The organism is Evansella vedderi (genome assembly GCF_030813435.1).
In the GTDB taxonomy this organism is placed as follows: Bacteria; Bacillota; Bacilli; order Bacillales; family Salisediminibacteriaceae; genus Evansella; species Evansella vedderi.
This window is the reverse complement of sequence record NZ_JAUSUG010000005.1, coordinates 137,826-158,276: the sequence shown is the minus strand read 5'-3', so window position 1 is coordinate 158,276 and position 20,451 is coordinate 137,826. Positions and strand designations below refer to the sequence as shown.

Sequence of the window (20,451 nt, the reverse complement as noted above, 5' to 3'; positions counted from 1 at the left end):
AAGCTTAAAAAAAGCAACAAAGTTTACGAAAACAGCCTTGAGTTTATAATTGAGGGCACGAAAAACACCTAAGTTAGCTGCGTAACTTAGGTGTATTCTTTCTGAGAACATATCAAGTTGGGGTGGGAAATAGGTTCATTCGACCCTACTTCACATCAAGTTTGACTAATGTGTATATGCCCCCACATTTTCTTGGTCAATGTTTCCATGAAGAGCTGCGTTTAGTCCTTGGGCAAGTACATTCCCCATATCCTCTATAAAATCATCCACTTCTTTTGGAGTGACCATTAAATTGTAACCTAATGGGGCAAGAACTTCGGAAATAAGCTGGCGCTTTTCATTTTCATCCAGGCCGCCTACAATTCCCAGATATTGCTGCCTTTCTTGTTCACCAGGCATATCTTCATCCGTCAATTTTCTTTTTTCCCCAAAAGTCATTCCTGCAGGTGCCAAAGCACGTTTCGGAGAGTTTTGTTCCCTTAGCTCTCTCCCAAAGTGCTTTAGAACAAAATCAATGGTATCACTTGTAATGGAAACAGCATCCACTACTGTAGGGATACCCACAGCAATTACTGGAATACCTAATACTTCTTTAGATAACTCCTTACGTTTATTTCCTACTCCAGATCCCGGATGAATCCCTGTATCTGATATTTGAATAGTCGTATTCACCCGCTCAATAGACCTTGATGCTAAAGCGTCGATTGCTATGATAAAATCAGGTTTAACCTTTTCCACTACCCCTTGAATGATATCACTCGTTTCAATCCCCGTGATCCCCATTACACCAGGTGAAATGGCACTTACTGGTCGGAATCCCTCTTCCACATTTTCAGGCTGAAGATCGAATAAGTGACTGGTCACTAATAAGTTTTCAACTACTAGGGGGCCGAGTGCATCGGGTGTTACATTCCAGTTACCTAAACCTACTACTAAACAACGGGCGTCATCTTTAATTCCCAATCCTTTAAGGAATTGTTGAAATTCTGTCGCGAAAATTTCCTCTACTCTGTCTTGAAGCTCCGTATCCTTCTGTCTAATACCTTGGGCTTCAAAAGTCAAATATTGACCAGCTTTTTTTCCTATCCGCTCCGTAGCTTCTTTAGAAATTTCTACTTTCGTAACTTTAATTCCATCTATTTCCTGTTCTTTCACAACTACCCCATCAATGGTAGATTTTTCTTTCTGTTCTTCTTGCTGCTTCTGGTTTTCTCGTTCTATCAGCATTTCATGTGCTTCTAGAGCTAAATCTGTTCTAACCTGGTATTTCGATACATCTAATTCTTGACTCATCTTCCCAATCACCTCTATTTTGTTAATATAAAAAGCTTCCCAATACATTAATAACTTATTTAAGTACAACAATTACTATTGCAATTTAAAAACGCTTTTGGTACAATCCTTAGTGTTGCACGGAATACAAAACGTTATTACGGTTGCATCAAGGAGGTGAAACGGATGGCAAACATTAAATCTGCTATCAAACGTGTTCAAACGAGCGAGAAGCGTCGCGCCCAAAATGCTGCATTCAAGTCTGACCTTCGTACAGCAATTAAATCTTTCAATGTAAAAGCTGAGAGCAATGATGTAGAAGGTGCTAAACAAGCATTCTTGGTGGCAACCAAAAAAATTGATAAAGCAGCTAACAAAGGATTAATCCATAAAAATGCGGCAAATCGTCAAAAGTCAAGTTTACAAAAGCGTTTGAACGAAGTATCTGCGTAAACTGTAGTAAGGCATTCCATTGTTGAATGCCTTTTTACATTTCCTAATACATAGTAGTTTGCACAACATTTACTTAAATCATGAGAGGGTGTCTAAAAAGGCATGTATTTTAACCTTTTTAGACACCCTCTACTACTAAGCCAACTTTTTTAAGTGTTTCTTACGGGGGCACGTTTAGAGAAAAATAATTCCACGGCTAGTACCTTATCTATTTTCCCGGTCTTAATTTCATAGTCCATATTCGCTAAATCATTTAATACACCTAGGAGCTCTTCATCCTTAAATTGTCTTGCTTGATTTCCGGCCAGTTTGACAACATAAGGGTGCAGCTTTAACTGTGAAGCCATTTGCTTTTGAGAGTAACCCTGCTGCGAGAGTTGCTTTACCTGATATAAAATACGGAATTGTCTAACCATTAATGCGATAATTTTTATGGGTTCTTCCTTTTGCTTTAGAAGATCCAAATAAATTTTCCACGATTTATCAATTTCCCTTTTAACTACGCCTTCTACTAAGGCAAAAATGTTTTGTTCAAGTGAGCGGGGGACTAATTCCTCCACCAATTCCTTTGTAATCGTACCACCTTCACCAATATGAATAGATATTTTTTTTATTTCTGAGGCCATGAGCATTAATTGTGCACCTGTAAGCGTAATTAAGTGTTCAATAGCATCTTCATTAAAATGAACATTGTTTTCCTTTCCTCGATCCATTACCCACAGCTTTAAATCCCTCTCTTCTAAAGGAGATCCATCCAGAAATTGGCCATTTTTTTTAGCAAGTTTAACAATTTTCTTTCTTTCATCCAACTTATCATATGGAGCTAGAATAACAAACACCGTTTCTGGTGCAGGTTCCTGTAAATAAGCCTCCAACTTCTTTAGGTCATGCTCCATTTTTCCAGTATCCTTTGAAGCGCTGAAGAAAAAAGCGTCCTTCACAATTACCACACGTTTCCCTCCCATAAAGGGAAACGTATATGCTTCTTCTACGGCAAGTTCAATGGGATATTCTTTCATATCAAATTTAGATAAGTTAAATTCCCGTTCCTCTTCTGTAAGCACTTGCTTTATTAAAAGATGAAGTGTATCCTCAATGATATAATGTTCTGTTCCAGATAATAAGTAAATTGGAGCAACATTACCCTTTTTTATACTTTTCAGGACATCTATGTAAGCCATGGTTTTATTCTCCCTTCATACTCTTCTTCTGTAGTTTATCATAAGAAAGGGAGAATGGAAAAAGGAGAGAAAACAGTAATTGTTTCCTCCCCATTTATGATAAACGCCACGTAAAGTACCTAGGATTCTTCACAATGGCGATATCCGTAAAATCACTTATATGAGACGTTACTAATTGCTGTGTATTCGTTATCATATCCTATGCTTAATTCCCCTATAAGTGACAACTCTTTACAGTAAAGGCAATGAATAAACAAGACGTAATTACGCATTTTACAGTGGATTTTTTTTTAACTTTGACGTATACTAAATGGGTGACAGGAGGGAATATTTATGTTAAATCAATTTGAAAAGGAAGTACAATCAAAACGTAACGATTTTTTAGATAGCGCTGTTGGATTTGTTGTGTCTTTCGGATTCTTTATGACTATTTTTATCATCGCTCAAGCAATTCACTTTTTTGGCACAATGTAATGGAATACATATAGGATTCAATGCCGCCTAAATACTGCCCACGTCCTGTGGGCAACGGTGTCATGTTGTCATCCTGACTCCAACGACCAGCAAATGCTTTTGACCTAAAAAAAGTGCTTTTTACTTTTTATTCGGGCAAAACACTCTTTACCTATGCCGAGTAACTGCAGGCACATTTGACCTCGAGCGAGTAGGCGCTGAAGCTCGAAGATTATTTAAGCACAGTTATCAACATTCAGAAAAAATATAGTTTATTAAACAATAAAAAAACATTTTTTCAAGGCTCCCTTGAAAAAATGTTTTTTTAAGCTTTTTTCCGCCATTCCACCTTTCCTATTCAGTTACCGTAACCTCTAGATTAAGATTTCCTTTTTTAATCTTTATAGTAACGGCTCCATGCTTATCTGTTCTGAAGGTTAGGATTCCATGATCTGAGAGACGGTCTGTAACCTCCTGATGGGGATGGCCATACCGATTATTTCTTCCAGCTGATATTAAAGCTACCCTTGGGGAAACTTTTTGTATAAACCTTTCCGATGTTGATGTGCGACTTCCATGATGACCAACTTTTAATATATCAGCCGAAATATTTTCTATTCCTTGGATAATTTTATGTTCACCTGCCTCTTCAACATCACCTGTAAATAAGAAGGTAACCCCTTCTATTTCAGCTATAAATGTAATTGAGCGATCGTTTTCCCCCCGTTCATTTCCTTCAGGATGAATGATATAAAATCCCTGAGCTGTTACCCTCCAATAATCGCCCTTCTTTGCCCAATGGACGGGAACTTGCTCTTCGTATATACATTGCAGTACTTTTTTAGCTGAATTAGGGATATCTAAAGATAAAGGATATAGAACTTGTTTAACTGGAAAAGCTGTTAAAAGATAACAAACTTCCCCAATATGATCCCAGTGTCCATGGGTTAATATTAATTTGTCAATTTTTTTAATGCCGTTCCCCTTTAAAAAGGGTTCAATAACCCTTTTACCTGGGCCATTACTATTTTCTGTTATGTCACCTCCCCCTCCCCAGAGCCCCCACAATACAACACCACCTGTATCTACTAAATAAACACCTTCCCTCCTTGGTAATTCAATAACAATAGCATCTCCCTGACCAACATCTAGCATAGTTACTGTTGCATAGGTACGAAAATAAGGGGAAAACAATTGAATAGCTAAAATACAAATTAAAAGGACACAAGTTAGGAAGATGTATTTTTTATTTTTTTCTTCAAGGGCTGTAAATAGCATTACAACGCTTAATATAAGCCCTAATACAATAATATCTCCTGGTTTCCCAAATACGATCATGTCCCATTTCCAACTTGAAAAAATATCAATAAAGTAATGAACGGTTTGAAGACTTTTAGAAGCTAAGAAATAACTAACCATAGCTAAAGGTGGGAAAACAATTTGGAATATAACCGTAATAAATGACAATGGGAGGATCCATAACGAGATAAAAGGGATAAACAGTAAGTTAACTGGGAGAGTTAACAAAGATATTTCATAAAAATGATACAAGGTTAAAGGCATAGAAATAAGTTGAGCAACGAAGGTCACCTTTAATACTAAAATTATCCTATTCTGCTCCTTTAAGAGCTTGCTAGATAATAGGAGGGAAAAGCTTGTTAAGAAAGATAATTGAAACCCTAGGTGGAATAGAAAGTATGGATTGTAAATAAGAAGTGATAGACAAATAATGGCTAACAAGTCTACTGCTTTCATCCGCCATTTTAATAAACTTATAAATAATAGAAAAAAACACATCAAGGAAGCCCTTACAACGGAAGGGGCTCCTCCAGCTAAGACAATATAAAAAGGTAAGACTGACATAAGAATAATACTGGCCCGTTCCCTTGTCATACCAAAACGAATAAGGATAAAATACATTGCAAAGGTTACCATCCCTACATGAAGGCCCGAAACAGCGAGTAAATGAAGAGTACCTAATTGTCGATATGTATTTATCCTTTTTTCGGAAATGAAAGAACGATCTCCGTATACTAAAGCAGTCATTATTGCTGATGCTTCTGGAATATTTTTTGACATCAATGCTTCGATACCCTTATTCCTAAGTTCATAAATCCCCTTTAATTTGTTATTAGAATTCTCACATGTAATATGATCCTTGTGTAGCCTAACTAACCATTGAATTCCATTTTTGTATAGGTAATCTGCATAATCGAAGCCAAAGGGGTTTCTATTAGGGGATGGCCTTTGTAATTCTCCTTCAAAAAGACAGCGATCCTTGAAAGCTGGGGCAGGAACATCATAAGAGGTGAAGACTTGAAGCCTTTCTTTGTTATCTAATTTGAACTCATATGACCATTGCATATTGGACGTTAGAGTTGGTTCGCTTATAACACTCCCTATAAAAGTAGTTTCCTTACCAGTTAATGATGACTGATCGTTTTGGAAGAAAATCGTGCCGTACCCATAAAAAAACAAAAAGAAAATAATATAACTTCCAATTTTTAAAGCATCTTTCTTTACCTTAAATGAAAGAATAATAGGAATTAATCCTAGCAAAGCAAAAACAATCCCCCATAAGTTAATACCTGAAAAGGAAAATAATAAGGCACTGACAGCAGAAAACACAAATGAATAGGTTCGTTGGAACAAAATATCAGCCCCTTCACACTTTTTATTAAGTTTTGCTGTTTTCGCAAACTTCGTTACTTTTTTAAAGGCTGTTTTCGTAAACTTTGTTGCTTTTTTTAAAAGCTTGGAGAAGCGAAAGGCGGCGACTCCAGTGGGAAAAGCAACTGCTGAAGACCACGAAGGGTAGTTTTCCCGAAGGGGGCTGAAGCGTTGCCCGCGGGAGCCAGGATGGCGACATTATGCCGTTGCCCACAAGCGGGACCTGAGACGCTTCCCCGAGTAGTTTGCGTCGAGTAATCGCAGACGCAGGACGTGGGCTGCCCTTAGGCATAATTGATCCGCCTGTAGCGTATCCAAGCAAAATATATACTTAAAACAACAATCTATGCAAAAAGAGCTTAAGTTTAAAGTCGTACGGAAAAATACAAAGGAAGGTAATAAATAGAGGCACAGGAGGTTTACTAATAGGAAATTAGAACCCTCCCGTGAAGTAAAAATTTAAAGAGATTAAAAACCATCTAACTATCTTAGACTAGAAGGGGTAACTTGTGATTTTCTAATTATGAAGAAGTATAAAGACGATTTGCTTTTTCCTTTAACTCAGCTAACTCATCTTCCTTTAATCCCAGTCGTTCTAATTGTGTAAGAAGATCAGCAGTAAACCTTAGCTTTTCATCATTATTTCTATCCAAAATCATTTCTTCTAGCTCCACTTGTTCAACTGCTACACCAGATTGTTCAAAAAGCTCAATGGCGTATGGATGATTTTTATAATCAGCAGCAAAGTAAACCTTCCTGATCCCTGCTTGGATTAGAGACTTACAGCAGTTTAGACAAGGAAAATGAGTGACATAAATCTCCGCCCCTTCTGTAGGAACTCCAAATTTTGCACATTGAAGAAGGGCATTAACTTCGGCGTGTATCGTTCTTACACAATGATTATCAATAACATAACATCCTTCATCAATGCAATGTACTCCTCCCGAAATTGCTCCGTTATATCCACCTGCAATAATCCGCTTCTCTCTTACAATAGTCGCTCCAACCATTAGTCGACTGCATGTACTTCGAAGAGCCAACAAATGACTTTGAGCCATAAAGTATTGGTGCCATGAGATTCTTTCCATTTAGTCAACAACTCCCCTCTCCAGACCAAAATTCGACATATTTAAATCTAGTTTAGACAACTTGCCTTAATATCGTCAACATTTTCTGCAGAAAGTTTCAAAGTAACCTGAAAATGATAGGTGAAATTTAATGAACTTTAATTAAATCCTTTATATTTTCTAATGTTTTTTCACCAATTCCTGGAACATTCACTAATTCTTCCACATTCCGAAATGGCCCATTCTCTTCACGGTATCGAATAATAGCTTCTGCTTTTGCTGGACCTATCCCAGGTAGCTTTGTAAGCTCCATAGGAGTCGCTTGGTTGATTCGGATCCTATCATCTTGAGAATTACTTGATTGGGAATAATTTATCATTCCTCCTCCCTCAAACTCCTCCTTTGAAGGAACATAGATAACCATTTCGTCATAGCATTTTTCTGCTAAATTAATGACCCTTTCCTCAGCTAGTTCTGTAAAGCCACCAGCCTTATCAATGGCTTGAAATACTCTTCCTCCTTCTTCTATTTCGTAAATACCCGGATATATAACCTCTCCTTTAATATCCACAAATATTTTCTCCATTGATGATGCTTGCAGTGAATCACTCTTTTCTTCTTTAACTTCTTCCCAAGGCAATATCCATTCCTCTTCCTCACTTTCTCTTCCTTCTCCTAAAATAAAAAAAATTAAAAGGCCACCTACAAAGAAACTAAGTATTACTGCGAAAATTACCTGCCACTTGATTGAATTACTTAAAAAACCCATACCTTTCACCTCATCTAATTCATATTCAGTTTTTTTTTTCATACAATGTTTAGGAGTAAATGTATTTAAAGGAGGGGGAACGGTTGAAGAGAATTGGCTTCATCGGAACAGGAAACATGGGTACGATCTTAATTGAATCCTTTTTAAATGCCCATGCAATCGCCCCAAGTGACGTGACGATCACGAACCGGACCATTAGTAAGGCTTATAATTTAGCCACTGTACATGAGGGACTAAACGTAGTAGAGGATGCTCGTTCTGTTATAGAGCAAAGTGACTGGATCTTTTTATGTGTTAAACCATTGCAAATGATTCCACTATTAGAAAGGAATCGAGATGCATTAACTAAAAAGCATACATTAATTTCTATTACCAGTCCTTTACTTGTAGAAGAATTAGAATCCTTTACAGATGCAAATGTCATTAGATTTATTCCAAGCATTGTGAACCGTGCATTAGATGGTCCTTCTTTAGTAACATTTGGTGATACTGTATCTGGAAGTTTAAAGGAGGAATTCTTACATTTTGCATCAACTATTTCCCGTCCGGAAATAATCAGTGATCGTATTACACGTGTTGCATCAGATCTGGGGTGCTGCGGACCTGCATTTATTAGCTTTTTAGTAGAACAAATGATTAAAGGAGCAGTAGCAGAAACGGAAATCACAGAACAAGAAGCAACTAATATTATGGAGTCTATGCTTATTGGTTATGGTGAATTATTAAGGCAAAAACACTTTACTCTTCAAACCTTGCAGGAGAAAGTCACCGTTCCAGGAGGCGTAACTGGTGTAGGGCTGAATGTATTACGAGAAGAGGTTGGAGACCAATTTAACAAACTATTTCAGAGTACTCACGAAAAATTTGACGAGGATCGCATGTTAATTCAAAAACAATTACCACAGAAAGAAAAGAGCAAGGAATGACTTCCCTTGCTCTTTTTTATTCGCTAAAAATGTTAAAATTCCTGCTTATTTTTTATTGCTTTAAAAAAATATCTTTCATCAGTTTTCCTAGGGGCTTCTTTTCCAAAATCACTGTATACTTCAATGAAATTAAATCCAGCATCCTTTAACCAAGTCATATAAGTTTCAACGGGGAATGTTCGCTGGGAATGTTCTTCGTCCATACGATTATATACCCCTTCTTGCTCCTTTATAAAAAAAGTTAATGTATGATCTACACTATATTTTTTTTCCCCAGGGGAACTAAACCATAAATAAGAAATCTCTTCTCCATTTTCACCATATAATTGATCATTAAAAATAGTCTCCATCTTATAAATGCTATGAACATCAAATAAGAAAACCCCACCAGGCTGCAAGGTTTTTGCAACCTCAGAGAAAGTTCGCTGTACATCCTGTTCCTCTAAGAGATAGTTCACACCATCACAGAAAATTGTTACAGCATCCATATCAGAAAAACCAGAGAGATTACGCATATCCCCATTAAATAACCGAACTGGTATCTGCTTTTCTCTAATCTTTTTCTCAGCAACAGCAAGCATGTCCTGTGATATGTCGACACCAGTGACATTGAAGCCTGCTTCGTAAAATTTTATGGCTAATGTTCCTGTTCCACATGCAAGGTCAAGAACTTTTGCCCCTGTAGAAACAAATTTTCTTGTAAAGTTTAACCATTCTTCATAAGGAACATCCTCCATAAGTAAATCGTATATAGAGGCAAAATGTTGCTCTGTCATTAAAAATTCTCCTCACATAAAAACAAATAGCTATTATTACGTATTTAACACTTGTTCAACCGATATTATCCTTGCATCGCCCCATAGCTTTTCCAAATTATAATAAAGGCGCTCGTCTTTATGGAAGACATGGACAATTACATCGTTTAAATCAATAAGAACCCAACGGCATTCATCTAACCCCTCTAATCTTTTTAGCTCAATCCCTTCTTCTTGAGCGCGATCCTTTATTTCTCGAGCTATGGCCTCCACTTGTTTCTCAGAATTACCATGACAAATAACAAAATAATCGGCAATAAGTGAAATCCCTTCCATATCTAATACATTTAAATCCAATGCTTTTTTATCATCTGCTGCTTTTACAGCCAAATCTAACAAATTATTTTTTTTCATGAAAGCTTCATGACCTCCCTTTAAATACTATGGCATAATCATTATATGCCTCAAACGTTTCTGGATAAACAGGTTGTTGTTTTAAAACAAGAAAATTTATTGTGTTTCTTAGTGCTAGAAAACAAGCTTTATCTAAATTAGTTTCAGCTGCTAAGCGTACTTCATCTATCCCGGCAAAGCTTCTTCCAGGTTCAATATAATCAGCTAAAAATACAACCTTTTCTAAGTTACTCATATTTGCTCTTCCTGTTGTATGATAACGAATCGCATCTAAGACCCCTAAATCATCAACATTTAATTCCTTTGCCACGTAAAATGCACCTACAAAAGCATGAAGAATTTCATCACCAAAATTAAGAAGGTTCCCCGGAAGATTTTCTTCTTTTATTGTTTTACGCATTTCTTCTACAGGACGATATTTCGCATAATCATGAAGAATTGCAGCAAGTCTTGCTTTTTCGACATTTACATTAAATCTTTGAGCCAAACGTTCTGTCTCTTCTGTGACACGGATTGTGTGCTCGTACCTTCTTTTCTTTAGGCTTTTTTTCACTGCAGCAAAGGCTTGTTCTTCATTCATAGAGCTGCCTCTCCTTTATTATGGAAAAAACATCATTGGTTAATAAAAACCTATTACATTTCTTATGATATATTGTTTCCCGTATGACACTTGAAGAAACATCTATTGTCGGCCCTTCAATAATAGTAATTCCCTTAGACAGCTTTTTTTCATAATAATATCCTGGCCTGCGAATTACTATAAAAGTGATCAATTTCTTAAGATCTTGACCTTTATGCCATGAATCTAATGTTTCTAGGCTGTCTTCACCAATTATAAAGAAGAATTCCTCATTTGGATATTTTCCTCTAAGCTCCATAACTGTATCATAAGTATAAGATGGGCCTTCCCTTTTCAATTCGATATCACATAAAGCAAAGGACGGGTGGAGGTTAACCATTGATTGAATCATATCTACACGGTCCCTCTCTGTCGTATCACTTTCCTTTTCTTTATGGGGGGGAATTCGATTGGGCATCCACCAAACCTCATCAAGATCCATCTTAATCCTGGCTTCTTCCGCCATAAATAAATGTCCTATATGTGGTGGGTCAAACGTACCTCCCAGTATTCCTATACGTCCCATACGACCACCTCTTAAGAAGGTAATTCCAGCTTCTTATTATTCTTCGATTCCTTATAAAAAACCATTGTATTTCCTATTAATTGAACTAACTCTGCATCTGCTCCAGTAGATATTTCTTTGGCCACTTCGTGCTTGTCCTCCTCACAGTTTTGCAGAATATTCACTTTGATTAGCTCCCTCGCTTCTAAGGCATCTACCACTTGGGTAATAAGGTTTTCGTTTACACCGCCCTTTCCAACCTGAAAAATTGGCTTTAGATGGTGTGCTTTACTTTTTAAGAATCTCTTCTGTTTACTTGTTAGCATTATTTTCCTCCTCGAAGATGTTTGGTTACCGCTTCTCTCATCACATTAATAGGTGCCTCATGACCTGTCCACCGCTCAAAAGCTAATGCCCCTTGATAAATAAACATGTCTAATCCATTTAATGTTTTGGCTCCAGCTTTCTCTCCCTCTAACAGTAACTTTGTCTGAAAAGGAGTGTAAATTAGATCGCTAAAGTATATATCTTTCTTTTTATTAAGCTTTTTTAGTGATATGGGTAATTCATTCTCATTAATCATCCCAATTGATGTAGTATTAATAATAATATCAAAATCATTGATTTGTTCCTCTGCCTCTTCTAAGGAAATGGATAAAGAGGGGACGTATTTCCCACAGTTTTTAGCCAAATCTTCTGCTTTTTCTATAGTACGATTACATATAGCCATTGCCTTTACCCCATGTTTAGCTAAGGTTAGGGCAACAGCTTTTGAAGCCCCTCCTGCACCAATGATCAGAACATGCATCCCTTTCAGATCATTCGTTAAGCATTGCAATAATGATTTTAAATAACCTTCCCCATCGGTGTTATATCCCATTAAGCGACCATTATCGTTTACTATTGTATTAACAGCGCCTATTTCTTTTGCTAGATCATCAATTTCATCTAAAAACGGAATAACCTCCACTTTATGTGGGATTGTTACATTTATTCCCCGTAATCCTAGTGCCCTAATACCATGAATAGCCTTATCCAGATCCTCCGGTTTCACCTCAAAAGCAAGATAAGCCATATTTAGCTCTAGTGCATTGTAAGCAGCCTCATGCATTAATGGTGATAGGGTGTGTTTGATGGGGTGACCTATTACTCCCATTATTTGTTTCATTGACATTTTTTCCCCTCTTCCCGTTGATATTAAAAAATAGATGAGCGTAAGCTGACGTGTACTCCTTTTGGTGCGTGAGTTCGTACGGTAGCACCTTCCCCGTGAATGGTAATCCATCCTAATCCGGATATTACTACATCTTGCTTTTCCTTCTTCAATTTCCATTCCTTTTTTATAAGCTCTGGAAAGGAATCGACATTTTTGCCAGTTGGTGGTGTTAGCAACTCTCCTAAATGGTTTTGATATAAATCATCTGCTTTCTCTAATTTTGTTCGATGAATGTTTAAATCGTTAGAAAAGTAACAGACAAAGGACTGATCCTCCCCTTCTACAAAGTCGATTCTCGCCAAACCTCCCATAAATAATGTTTGACCAGAGCGTAATTGAAAAACGGTAGGCTTTATTTCTTTTCTTGGTGAGATAACCTTTAATTCATTTTTATCTAATAAATGGGCCATTTGATGATGATTAATTATTCCTGGTGTATCAAAAAGTGATGAACCATCATCTAATGGAACATCAATCATATCTAATGTTGTTCCTGGGATATTGGAGGTTGTTATCATAAAATCGTCATCCGCTCCAAATTCCTTCAATAAACGATTAATAAACGTTGATTTTCCCACATTTGTGGAACCAACAACATAAACATCTCCCTTATTTCGATATTGTTCAATAAGGTTTGCAGTTTCCAATACCCCTTCCCCTGTTCCGGCGCTCATTAAATGAACATCCGTCGCTTTTAACCCATAATCCTTGCTTGTTGATTTCATCCAATCGATAAGCTTCGTTCTTTTTACGGATTTAGGTAAAAGGTCAACCTTATTACCAACAAGCAATATAGGATTTTTACCAACAAAACGATGTAATCCAGGAAGCCAGCTTCCTTCAAAATCAAAAATATCTACAATTTTAACTATAAGAGCATTCTTTTCTCCTAGGGTATTTAAAATCTTTAAGAAATCATCGTCTGTTAACGAGACATCCTGAACTTCATTATAGTGCTTTAAGCGAAAGCACCTTTGACAAATGACTATCTCCCTTTCTAAGGCAGATTTTGGTGTATAACCTAGCTTATTTGGTTCTTCCGTTTGGATCTTTATCCCACAGCCGGAACAACTGATGGACTGTTCTTTAGAATCTCCCATTATAATGTAACTTCCTTTCCATTAATTTGCATTAGCATTTTCTTATGTAATTTTATATATCCCTATCACTATTAAGTAAGATATTCCTCTATCATACATATATTTTATCCAAAATATCAAACGTAGCAAGTTTAACTGGTGTTTATGAGGTTAAAATAAAAGTATGACAAATATTTTTCGACAAATTACCACAAAGTCAAACAATTGTGGATAACATTATACACATATCCACCTATAAATAACGTAGTTTCCTTACATTTATATACAATATATCCACAACTTATCCACTAATTAATGTGGATAAAAGGGCCATTGAGAACCTTTTTATTACATGATATTATCAACACACATAATAAGAAAAGCACAATCGACTCGACTATGAGCGACCAGCAAATGCTTATTATTAAATTGTTATGAAACACCATATGAGCGATCATAATTTATATAATTGTTGACAGGAAGTAAAATGGACAAGTTAATGTAATTCATCCATTTACAGAACCTTCTAATCGGAAAATATAATAGGGGAGGTGAAGCTGCCATGGGGCGGCAAGGGGCTATGAGATATTTGTCGGATGCCTTATTATTGGAAACATATGAAAAAGCACAAGAATTGAAACTAAGTGAGGAATTTATTTCTTTAATACAACAAGAGATTGAACGTCGAGCCATAAAGGACAAGCGTTCCATGACATCATAGCTCCCTTTAACGTATAGTTAAAGGAAACTATGACCCTTCATTTAAATTTTCTTCATGGTGTCTATTAGTATGGATATATTCTCGAGGACGAAAACGTGCTTCATTCCTTTGATTTTCATCGAAAATAAATCCACTAATATTTTCATTCTCATATTGTCTTTCAACAATATGATTCGTTGAATCAATATGGAAAGGTATTGCAATGAATAATAGAATGAAGAAAATTATACCTGGAATTGTAAATAGTTTTTTATTTTCCAACCGTATCACCGCCTTTAGTATAAGGATGATACGGTTTTCTTTTTTTTATACCCGCTCTCCAATAATCTCCCGTAAAAAAAAATGTAATAAATTCACTTTATAGGTAAAAATATTATTATCATGTTTGTCTAGAGCATGTAAAAAAAAATTTTTTTTGATGAAAAAAGTTCACTTTCTTCTTATTTAATAAATTTGATGCAAAACGCTTAAGCTAAATGGCTGAAAGGTGCAACGAAAAATAATTTATATTATAATTTTATTTGGTCATAAATTTGAGGAGAGAAATGGATGATGCTGAAAACTAATTAACATTACATATATAAAAGGAGGTAAATCACTTGTCAACGCTTCACTTTTTAGTATTAGCGCCCTTTATAATGGCAGTTTTTATTCCGTTTTTCTATAAGTGGTTCCGCCAAATACATACTGGGTGGTTCGTACTTGCATTACCTGTTATTTTGTTTATCTACCTTATCCAATACCTCCCAATGAATGAAACACCAGAGCCCCTGGTCGTTCCTTGGGTTCCATCTGTTGGGATTAATTTCTCTATTTATCTAGATGGTTTAAGTTTATTATTTGCTTTACTCATCACTGGTATTGGTGCATTAGTGGTTCTTTATTCTATTTACTATATAGCTAATAAGAAGGATGAACCACTGAATAACTTCTACGTGTATTTACTCATGTTTATGGGGGCAATGTTAGGTGTTGTTTTATCAGATAACCTGATCGTCATTTATGTATTTTGGGAATTAACAAGCTTGGCGTCATCATTACTCATTGCTTATTGGTTCCATAAGGACAAATCCAAATATGGAGCTCAGAAGTCCATGCTGATTACCGTTAGCGGCGGGTTTGCTATGTTAGCAGGTTTCTGCCTCTTATATATCATGACTGGTACATTCAGTATCCAAGGTATTATTGAATTCTTTGCTTCAAATGCTGTCTTCAATGAAGCATTATTTATTCCTGCTATGTTGTTAATCTTGCTTGGGGCTTTTACAAAATCAGCCCAATTTCCATTCCATATTTGGTTACCAGATGCAATGGAAGCACCTACACCAGTAAGTGCATACCTTCACTCAGCAACGATGGTAAAGGCTGGTATTTACTTAGTTGCACGATTTACACCAGTTTTCGGTGGAATTCCAGAGTGGTTTTGGATCATTACAAGCTTTGGGTTATTAACTTTGATATGGGGATCCATTTCAGCCATACGTCAAACGGACTTAAAGGCAATTCTAGCCTTTTCAACAATAAGTCAATTAGGTCTAATTATGGCACTTTTAGGGATTGGTTCAGCTTCCTTTATAGACCATATAGCTGAAGTAGCCATTATAGCAGCAGTATTCCATTTAATTAACCATGCAACCTTTAAAGGAAGTCTCTTTATGGTCGTTGGTATTGTTGACCATGAAACAGGAACAAGGGATATAAGAAAACTAGGTGGTTTAATGGCTATCATGCCTGTCACCTTTACTATTTCCATTATTGGAATAGCCTCTATGGCCGGCTTACCACCTTTTAATGGATTCCTAAGTAAGGAAATGTTCTTTACTGGGGTATTAAATGCTACGGCCTTGGACATCTTTAATGTTCAAGCTTTAGGTTTCATCTTCCCTATTGTAGCTTGGATTGCGAGTGTGTTTACTTTTGTTTACTGTATGATTATGTTCTTTAAAACCTTTACAGGAAAGTATCAGCCGGAAAAGCTAGAGAAAAAAGCACATGAAGCACCAATCGGTTTGCTTCTGTCGCCTATTATTCTAGCGTCCTTAGTTGTTATATTTGGTTTATTTCCAAATTTACTTTCCAATTCTATTATTGTACCTGCCATCCAATCGATATTACCTTATGGACCTGAAACATACGTTAACATCTACCACTGGCACGGTCTTAATACAGAATTGTTAATGACAGTCGGAGTAGTCTTGTTCGGTTCTCTTGTCTTCCTAAACCTTAAGCACTGGCAAGAAGCTACTTTCTTCCTTCGGGAACGTGACCCATTAAATAGGTTGTATGATGGTGGACTAGAAGGACTTGTAACAGTATCAAAAGGAGTAACGAATGTACAATTAACCGGATTATTACGAGATTATTTTGCTTATACAATAGTCTTTATGATCCTTCTGTTAGGCTGGACATTCTTCCGTTTTGACGCATTAGCTTTCGATTTTATTAATGTATCGGAGATTTCTCCTTATTTATGGATTATAACTGGAGTACTGATTGTAACTACAATAAGTATTCCATTCATTCAGCACAGAATTACTGCAGTAATCGCTGTTGGTGTAGTAGGGTTTTTATTAGCGCTTCTGTTCGTTGTTTTCAGAGCACCAGATTTGGCTCTTACGCAGTTACTTGTTGAAACAGTAATGGTAATTTTATTCTTACTTGTTTTTTATCACTTACCAGAGCTTCGCAAAGAAAAGTTTAAACCAGTTTTTAAAATGACAAATTTAGTAATTTCTATTGGTATGGGGCTTATGGTTACGCTTATCGCTTTCAGTGCACATGCAATGAGACATGACGTTAACTTTGATGTGATTTCCCAATTCTTTGTGGAACATTCCAAGCCACTGGCAGGCGGTTACAATATGGTTAACGTAATCCTAGTAGATTTCCGTGCTTTAGATACTTTATTAGAAGTATTGGTTTTAGGAATTGCAGCCCTAGGTATTGTTGCCTTAGTTAAATTAAAGGTTAAGGAGGGATCGGACGTATGAAAACGAATTACTTAATGCTTCACACTATTACACGTATCGTTTCCTTTATCATCCTTTCCTTTTCGATCTTTTTATTCTTTGCTGGTCACAATAATCCTGGAGGAGGTTTTATCGGGGGCTTAATGACAGCAGCAGCCCTCCTCCTTCTATATGTAAGCTTTGATATTAAAAAAATTAAGAAAGTTATCCCCTTCGATTACTCGACAATTATAGCTTGGGGTTTACTTATTGCCATCGGTACAGGGCTCTATAGTATGTTGTTTGGTTATCCATATTTAACTCAATTTTTTGAGTACTACACCGTACCAATATTCGGTGAAATTGGATTAAAAACAGCATTACCATTTGATTTAGGAATCTATTTAGTAGTTGTGGCCGTAGCCTTGTTATCCATCTTAACGATTGCGGAGGATGATACGTAATGGAGATATTAATGATTCTTACGGTTGGGGTAATAGTCTCCGTAAGTACGTATTTAATTTTAACCAAAAGCTTACTCCGAGTAGTATTAGGCCTTGTTATGCTAGCTCATGGTGCCCATCTACTTTTCTTAACAATGGCTGGACTTAAAGAAGGTGCTCCACCGCTTTTAGGTGAGTATGCCTCTTCTTATGCAGACCCTCTGCCACAGGCACTTATTTTAACAGCTATTGTAATTGGGTTTGGGGTAACAGCTTTTCTACTTGTACTTTCTTATCAAACGTATAAAGCACATAAAACAGACGATCTTGATGAATTAAGGGGTAGTGCCGATGAATGATATAATATTGCTACCTGTCTTGATACCATTTATTGTAGGTGTCATTCTTATCTTATTTAAGAAAAATATACAACTACAACGATTTGTAAGTGGATTAACGTCGCTTAGCCTAGTATTTGTATCAATTTACATGGTTTACTTAATCTATCAAGACGGGATAATGACAGTTGAATTAGGTAATTGGCAAGCGCCGTTTGGGATTATACTTGTGGGAGATTTATTTGCTTCTATAATGGTTACATTAGCAAGTATCGTGGCGGTTGCATGTTTATTCTTTGCTTTTCAAACACTTCATCCTGATAGAGAGAAATATTACTTTTATCCGTTTTATTTTTTCTTACTCACTGGTGTAAACGGGTCTTTCTTAACAGGTGACATGTTTAACCTGTTTGTATTCTTTGAAGTAATGCTTCTTTCCTCCTTCGTATTAATTGTTATGGGGAGAACAAAGTATCAACTTCGAGAATCGTTTAAATATGTTGTAATTAGTATTTTTGGATCTATGTTCTTTGTTATTGCAATAGCATTACTCTATTCTGTTACGGGAACTTTAAACTTTGCTCACTTAGCTGAAAGAATTGGTGAAGTGGAACAAACAGGGGTATTAACGGTTATTGCAATTCTATTCTTAATCGTATTTGGTATAAAAGGTGCATTGGTCCCTCTTCACTTTTGGTTACCAAATTCCTATTTCGGCCCTCCTACAGCTGTAGCTGCACTACTTGGTGGTTTACTTACCAAAGTAGGAGTATATTCCATTATGCGTACATACACGTTAATTTTTACGCATAATCAAGACTTCACTTTAAATATCATTCTTATCTTAGCTGGATTAACGATGTTTATAGGAGTTATTGGGGCCGTTTCTAAATTTGACTTTAAGAAAATCTTAGCTATTCATATTATCAGCCAGGTTGGATACATGATAATGGGATTAGGGATCTTTACCCAGATGGCAATCGCAGGTGCCATTTATATCATTGCTCATAATATGATAGTTAAAACTGCATTATTTTTATACTGCGGTGCTACAGAAAAAGTAACAGGTACAACAGATTTAAAGAAAATGAGCGGTTTATTAAAGACGCACCCACAATTAGGTTGGCTGTTCTTTATAGCGGCAATATCATTAGCAGGTATACCACCATTAAGTGGATTCTTTGCTAAATTCGCTCTTGTTTTAGGTGGTCTAGATGCGGGGAATTACTTTATCGTATTTGTAAGCTTAGTAGTGGGCCTATTAACCCTTTTCTCAATGGTTAAAATCTTTATGTATGTATTCTGGGGCTCTCCGTCTCTTACGCCAGAACAAGCGAAAGAACGAAAAGTTGGCAAGCTGTTATTGCCTGGAATCCCTCTAATTATCATCAGCTTTTTAATGGGGATTCTAGCAGAACCACTTTTCATTTTATTGTTTGAAGCTGCAGATCAAATGTTAGATCCATCAATCTATATTAATTCTGTACTGAAGGAGTAGGTACTATGGCATTTCAGATCCTCCTTAACATTGGTATTGCCTTTCTATGGATTTTATTGCGTAATGACTTTACAGTGATCGATTTCCTTGTGGGATATTTTATCGGGTTCATAATGCTATTCGTTTTACGTGGACTTCTAAACTTTGAATTTTACGGGAGAAGGGTCTATGCATTTTTTAAACTTATAGTGCTGTTCATTTACAAATTAATCCTTGCCAATATCGATGTCATAAAAATTGTATTAAGTCCAAAAATGGATATTCGACCGGGAATCATTGCTGTACCAACAGACTTGGACACGGAATGGGAAATCACCCTTCTGGCCACGATGATTTCCTTAACACCTGGAACACTTTCTATGAATTTCTCTGAAAATGGAAAAACAATTTACGTCCATTTTATTCATATTGAGGATAAAGATGAAGCTATAAAAGAAATCCACGATTCTTTTGAAAAGGCTATTCTGGAGGTGACAAAATAATGTTAGAAACAGTGAGTACAATTGTTTTAATATTAATGTCACTTTCTATTCTCGTTTGTTTTATCCGTGTATTAATAGGTCCTACAATGTCTGATCGAGTTGTAGCACTTGATACTATCGGAATCAATTTAATTGGCTTTGCTGGTGTTATCATGATAGTGCAACAAACGTTAGCATATGCAGAAGTTGCTTTAGTCATTGCAATCCTTGCATTCATAGGCTCTGTTGCACTTGCAAAGTTTATTGAAGGGGGTGTGGTCCTTGACCGAGATCGTGATTAGTATCTTAATCCTTATTGGTGGAGGATTAAGTTTATTAGGTGCCATCGGTATTATTCGTTTCCCTGACGTGTATGGAAGGTTACACGCAGCAACCAAAAGTGCCACACTTGGGGTTATCAGTATAATTCTTGGTGTCTTTATATTCTTTTATTTCATTGAGGGTATCTTTGCTGGAAAGCTTTTATTAACCATTCTCTTTGTCTTTTTAACAGCTCCTGTTGCAGGATTTATGATATCAAAATCTGCTTATAATGTGGGAGTTAAGTTATGGGATAAGAGCTTACAGGATGACCTTGGTGAACATATTAAACAACTGGATAGAAAAGAGAAACAAAAATCATGAGAAAAAGAGGGTGACTAA

Annotated in this window: 24 protein-coding genes; 11 read left to right on the top strand and 13 right to left on the bottom strand. The window is 36.3% G+C overall.

The window, feature by feature from the left end:
- Positions 1-165: 165 nt before the first annotated feature.
- The gene (gpr, locus tag J2S74_RS08320; protein ID WP_307324152.1) at positions 166-1,293 is read right to left on the bottom strand and encodes a GPR endopeptidase; all 1,128 of its coding nucleotides are present in this window, start codon (positions 1,291-1,293) and stop codon (positions 166-168) included.
- A gap of 165 nt (positions 1,294-1,458) precedes the next feature.
- On the opposite strand from gpr, the gene rpsT reads away from it, so the two are divergent.
- Positions 1,459-1,725 (top strand): 30S ribosomal protein S20, encoded by a 267-nt coding sequence (gene rpsT / locus J2S74_RS08315; protein ID WP_307324150.1) that lies wholly within the window; start codon positions 1,459-1,461, stop codon positions 1,723-1,725.
- A 149-nt stretch (positions 1,726-1,874) separates the two neighbouring features.
- On the opposite strand, the gene holA is transcribed toward rpsT, so the two are convergent.
- Entirely contained in the window at positions 1,875-2,906 is a 1,032-nt protein-coding gene (gene holA / locus J2S74_RS08310) for a DNA polymerase III subunit delta (protein ID WP_307324147.1), read from the bottom strand.
- Positions 2,907-3,239: 333 nt separating this feature from the next.
- On the opposite strand from holA, the gene J2S74_RS08305 reads away from it, so the two are divergent.
- On the top strand, positions 3,240-3,380 hold the full coding sequence (locus J2S74_RS08305) for a YqzM family protein (RefSeq protein WP_307324144.1): 141 nt from the start codon (positions 3,240-3,242) through the stop codon (positions 3,378-3,380).
- Between the two features lie 333 nt (positions 3,381-3,713).
- On the opposite strand, the gene J2S74_RS08300 is transcribed toward J2S74_RS08305, so the two are convergent.
- The 3 genes from J2S74_RS08300 to J2S74_RS08290 form a co-directional block, all read right to left on the bottom strand.
- Complete coding sequence (locus J2S74_RS08300) at positions 3,714-6,011, bottom strand: DNA internalization-related competence protein ComEC/Rec2 (protein WP_307324141.1); 2,298 nt, start codon at positions 6,009-6,011, stop codon at positions 3,714-3,716.
- A gap of 539 nt (positions 6,012-6,550) precedes the next feature.
- Positions 6,551-7,117 carry a ComE operon protein 2 gene (locus J2S74_RS08295; RefSeq protein WP_307324139.1) on the bottom strand — a complete coding sequence of 189 codons (567 nt, stop codon included), beginning with the start codon at positions 7,115-7,117 and terminating at the stop codon, positions 6,551-6,553.
- A gap of 127 nt (positions 7,118-7,244) precedes the next feature.
- Positions 7,245-7,907, bottom strand: a complete 663-nt coding sequence (locus J2S74_RS08290; protein WP_307324137.1) for a helix-hairpin-helix domain-containing protein — start codon at positions 7,905-7,907, stop codon at positions 7,245-7,247.
- 41 nt (positions 7,908-7,948) lie between these two features.
- Between J2S74_RS08290 and comER the strand changes: the two genes are divergently transcribed.
- Positions 7,949-8,791, top strand: coding sequence for a late competence protein ComER (gene comER, locus J2S74_RS08285; RefSeq protein ID WP_307324134.1), 843 nt, complete (start codon positions 7,949-7,951; stop codon positions 8,789-8,791).
- A gap of 32 nt (positions 8,792-8,823) precedes the next feature.
- Here the strand turns inward: comER and J2S74_RS08280 are convergent, their stop codons facing one another.
- From J2S74_RS08280 to yqeH, 7 genes are read right to left on the bottom strand one after another with little or no spacing between them, the layout of a single operon-like run.
- A complete protein-coding gene (locus J2S74_RS08280) occupies positions 8,824-9,567 on the bottom strand; it encodes a class I SAM-dependent DNA methyltransferase (RefSeq protein ID WP_307324131.1) in 744 nt (247 codons plus the stop codon).
- A 36-nt stretch (positions 9,568-9,603) separates the two neighbouring features.
- A complete protein-coding gene (gene rsfS / locus J2S74_RS08275; protein WP_307324129.1) occupies positions 9,604-9,960 on the bottom strand; it encodes a ribosome silencing factor in 357 nt (118 codons plus the stop codon).
- Positions 9,961-9,967: 7 nt separating this feature from the next.
- Positions 9,968-10,540 (bottom strand): bis(5'-nucleosyl)-tetraphosphatase (symmetrical) YqeK, encoded by a 573-nt coding sequence (yqeK, locus tag J2S74_RS08270; RefSeq protein ID WP_307324126.1) that lies wholly within the window; start codon positions 10,538-10,540, stop codon positions 9,968-9,970.
- Positions 10,533-11,105, bottom strand: coding sequence for a nicotinate-nucleotide adenylyltransferase (locus J2S74_RS08265; RefSeq protein WP_307324124.1), 573 nt, complete (start codon positions 11,103-11,105; stop codon positions 10,533-10,535). The genes yqeK and J2S74_RS08265 overlap by 8 nt, the downstream gene beginning before the upstream one ends.
- An 11-nt stretch (positions 11,106-11,116) precedes the next feature.
- Positions 11,117-11,410, bottom strand: a complete 294-nt coding sequence (gene yhbY / locus J2S74_RS08260) for a ribosome assembly RNA-binding protein YhbY (protein ID WP_307324122.1) — start codon at positions 11,408-11,410, stop codon at positions 11,117-11,119.
- Positions 11,410-12,252, bottom strand: a complete 843-nt coding sequence (gene aroE, locus J2S74_RS08255) for a shikimate dehydrogenase (protein ID WP_307324118.1) — start codon at positions 12,250-12,252, stop codon at positions 11,410-11,412. The genes yhbY and aroE overlap by 1 nt, the downstream gene beginning before the upstream one ends.
- Before the next feature lie 29 nt (positions 12,253-12,281).
- The gene (gene yqeH, locus J2S74_RS08250; protein WP_307324116.1) at positions 12,282-13,400 is read right to left on the bottom strand and encodes a ribosome biogenesis GTPase YqeH; all 1,119 of its coding nucleotides are present in this window, start codon (positions 13,398-13,400) and stop codon (positions 12,282-12,284) included.
- A gap of 541 nt (positions 13,401-13,941) precedes the next feature.
- On the opposite strand from yqeH, the gene J2S74_RS08245 reads away from it, so the two are divergent.
- Complete coding sequence (locus J2S74_RS08245) at positions 13,942-14,100, top strand: sporulation histidine kinase inhibitor Sda (RefSeq protein WP_370875984.1); 159 nt, start codon at positions 13,942-13,944, stop codon at positions 14,098-14,100.
- A gap of 27 nt (positions 14,101-14,127) precedes the next feature.
- Here J2S74_RS08245 and J2S74_RS08240 read toward each other — a convergent pair whose 3' ends face one another.
- Entirely contained in the window at positions 14,128-14,361 is a 234-nt protein-coding gene (locus tag J2S74_RS08240; RefSeq protein ID WP_307324113.1) for a hypothetical protein, read from the bottom strand.
- A gap of 338 nt (positions 14,362-14,699) precedes the next feature.
- Here J2S74_RS08240 and J2S74_RS08235 point away from each other — a divergent pair, with 338 nt between their 5' ends.
- Genes J2S74_RS08235 through mnhG form a run of 7 tightly spaced genes read left to right on the top strand, consistent with a single transcriptional unit; the run spans position 14,700 to position 20,433 of the window.
- Complete coding sequence (locus tag J2S74_RS08235; RefSeq protein ID WP_307324110.1) at positions 14,700-17,090, top strand: Na+/H+ antiporter subunit A; 2,391 nt, start codon at positions 14,700-14,702, stop codon at positions 17,088-17,090.
- Positions 17,087-17,512, top strand: a complete 426-nt coding sequence (locus tag J2S74_RS08230) for a Na(+)/H(+) antiporter subunit B (RefSeq protein ID WP_307324107.1) — start codon at positions 17,087-17,089, stop codon at positions 17,510-17,512. The genes J2S74_RS08235 and J2S74_RS08230 overlap by 4 nt, the downstream gene beginning before the upstream one ends.
- On the top strand, positions 17,512-17,850 hold the full coding sequence (locus J2S74_RS08225) for a Na(+)/H(+) antiporter subunit C (protein ID WP_307324104.1): 339 nt from the start codon (positions 17,512-17,514) through the stop codon (positions 17,848-17,850). The genes J2S74_RS08230 and J2S74_RS08225 overlap by 1 nt, the downstream gene beginning before the upstream one ends.
- The gene (locus J2S74_RS08220) at positions 17,843-19,327 is read left to right on the top strand and encodes a Na+/H+ antiporter subunit D (protein WP_307324102.1); all 1,485 of its coding nucleotides are present in this window, start codon (positions 17,843-17,845) and stop codon (positions 19,325-19,327) included. Before J2S74_RS08225 ends, J2S74_RS08220 begins: the two co-directional genes overlap by 8 nt.
- Before the next feature lie 5 nt (positions 19,328-19,332).
- Positions 19,333-19,809, top strand: a complete 477-nt coding sequence (locus J2S74_RS08215) for a Na+/H+ antiporter subunit E (protein WP_307324099.1) — start codon at positions 19,333-19,335, stop codon at positions 19,807-19,809.
- The gene (locus J2S74_RS08210; protein WP_307324097.1) at positions 19,809-20,090 is read left to right on the top strand and encodes a Na(+)/H(+) antiporter subunit F1; all 282 of its coding nucleotides are present in this window, start codon (positions 19,809-19,811) and stop codon (positions 20,088-20,090) included. The genes J2S74_RS08215 and J2S74_RS08210 overlap by 1 nt, the downstream gene beginning before the upstream one ends.
- Positions 20,071-20,433 (top strand): monovalent cation/H(+) antiporter subunit G, encoded by a 363-nt coding sequence (gene mnhG / locus J2S74_RS08205; RefSeq protein WP_307324095.1) that lies wholly within the window; start codon positions 20,071-20,073, stop codon positions 20,431-20,433. Before J2S74_RS08210 ends, mnhG begins: the two co-directional genes overlap by 20 nt.
- Positions 20,434-20,451: the final 18 nt, after the last annotated feature.

Bases quoted from the DNA above. Each gene is read 5' to 3' on its own strand.
- J2S74_RS08215 (WP_307324099.1), top strand. From the start codon at position 19,333: ATGGCATTTCAGATCCTCCTTAACATTGGTATTGCCTTTCTATGGATT.
- yhbY (WP_307324122.1), bottom strand. From the start codon at position 11,410: ATGCTAACAAGTAAACAGAAGAGATTCTTAAAAAGTAAAGCACACCAT.
- J2S74_RS08265 (WP_307324124.1), bottom strand. From the start codon at position 11,105: ATGGGACGTATAGGAATACTGGGAGGTACGTTTGACCCACCACATATA.
- yqeK (WP_307324126.1), bottom strand. From the start codon at position 10,540: ATGAATGAAGAACAAGCCTTTGCTGCAGTGAAAAAAAGCCTAAAGAAA.
- J2S74_RS08210 (WP_307324097.1), top strand. From the start codon at position 19,809: ATGTTAGAAACAGTGAGTACAATTGTTTTAATATTAATGTCACTTTCT.
- J2S74_RS08280 (WP_307324131.1), bottom strand. From the start codon at position 9,567: ATGACAGAGCAACATTTTGCCTCTATATACGATTTACTTATGGAGGAT.
- holA (WP_307324147.1), bottom strand. From the start codon at position 2,906: ATGGCTTACATAGATGTCCTGAAAAGTATAAAAAAGGGTAATGTTGCT.
- J2S74_RS08225 (WP_307324104.1), top strand. From the start codon at position 17,512: ATGGAGATATTAATGATTCTTACGGTTGGGGTAATAGTCTCCGTAAGT.
- rsfS (WP_307324129.1), bottom strand. From the start codon at position 9,960: ATGAAAAAAAATAATTTGTTAGATTTGGCTGTAAAAGCAGCAGATGAT.
- J2S74_RS08230 (WP_307324107.1), top strand. From the start codon at position 17,087: ATGAAAACGAATTACTTAATGCTTCACACTATTACACGTATCGTTTCC.
- J2S74_RS08290 (WP_307324137.1), bottom strand. From the start codon at position 7,907: ATGAAAAAAAAAACTGAATATGAATTAGATGAGGTGAAAGGTATGGGT.
- J2S74_RS08305 (WP_307324144.1), top strand. From the start codon at position 3,240: ATGTTAAATCAATTTGAAAAGGAAGTACAATCAAAACGTAACGATTTT.
- J2S74_RS08245 (WP_370875984.1), top strand. From the start codon at position 13,942: ATGGGGCGGCAAGGGGCTATGAGATATTTGTCGGATGCCTTATTATTG.
- aroE (WP_307324118.1), bottom strand. From the start codon at position 12,252: ATGAAACAAATAATGGGAGTAATAGGTCACCCCATCAAACACACCCTA.
- yqeH (WP_307324116.1), bottom strand. From the start codon at position 13,400: ATGGGAGATTCTAAAGAACAGTCCATCAGTTGTTCCGGCTGTGGGATA.
- rpsT (WP_307324150.1), top strand. From the start codon at position 1,459: ATGGCAAACATTAAATCTGCTATCAAACGTGTTCAAACGAGCGAGAAG.
- gpr (WP_307324152.1), bottom strand. From the start codon at position 1,293: ATGAGTCAAGAATTAGATGTATCGAAATACCAGGTTAGAACAGATTTA.
- J2S74_RS08220 (WP_307324102.1), top strand. From the start codon at position 17,843: ATGAATGATATAATATTGCTACCTGTCTTGATACCATTTATTGTAGGT.
- J2S74_RS08295 (WP_307324139.1), bottom strand. From the start codon at position 7,117: ATGGAAAGAATCTCATGGCACCAATACTTTATGGCTCAAAGTCATTTG.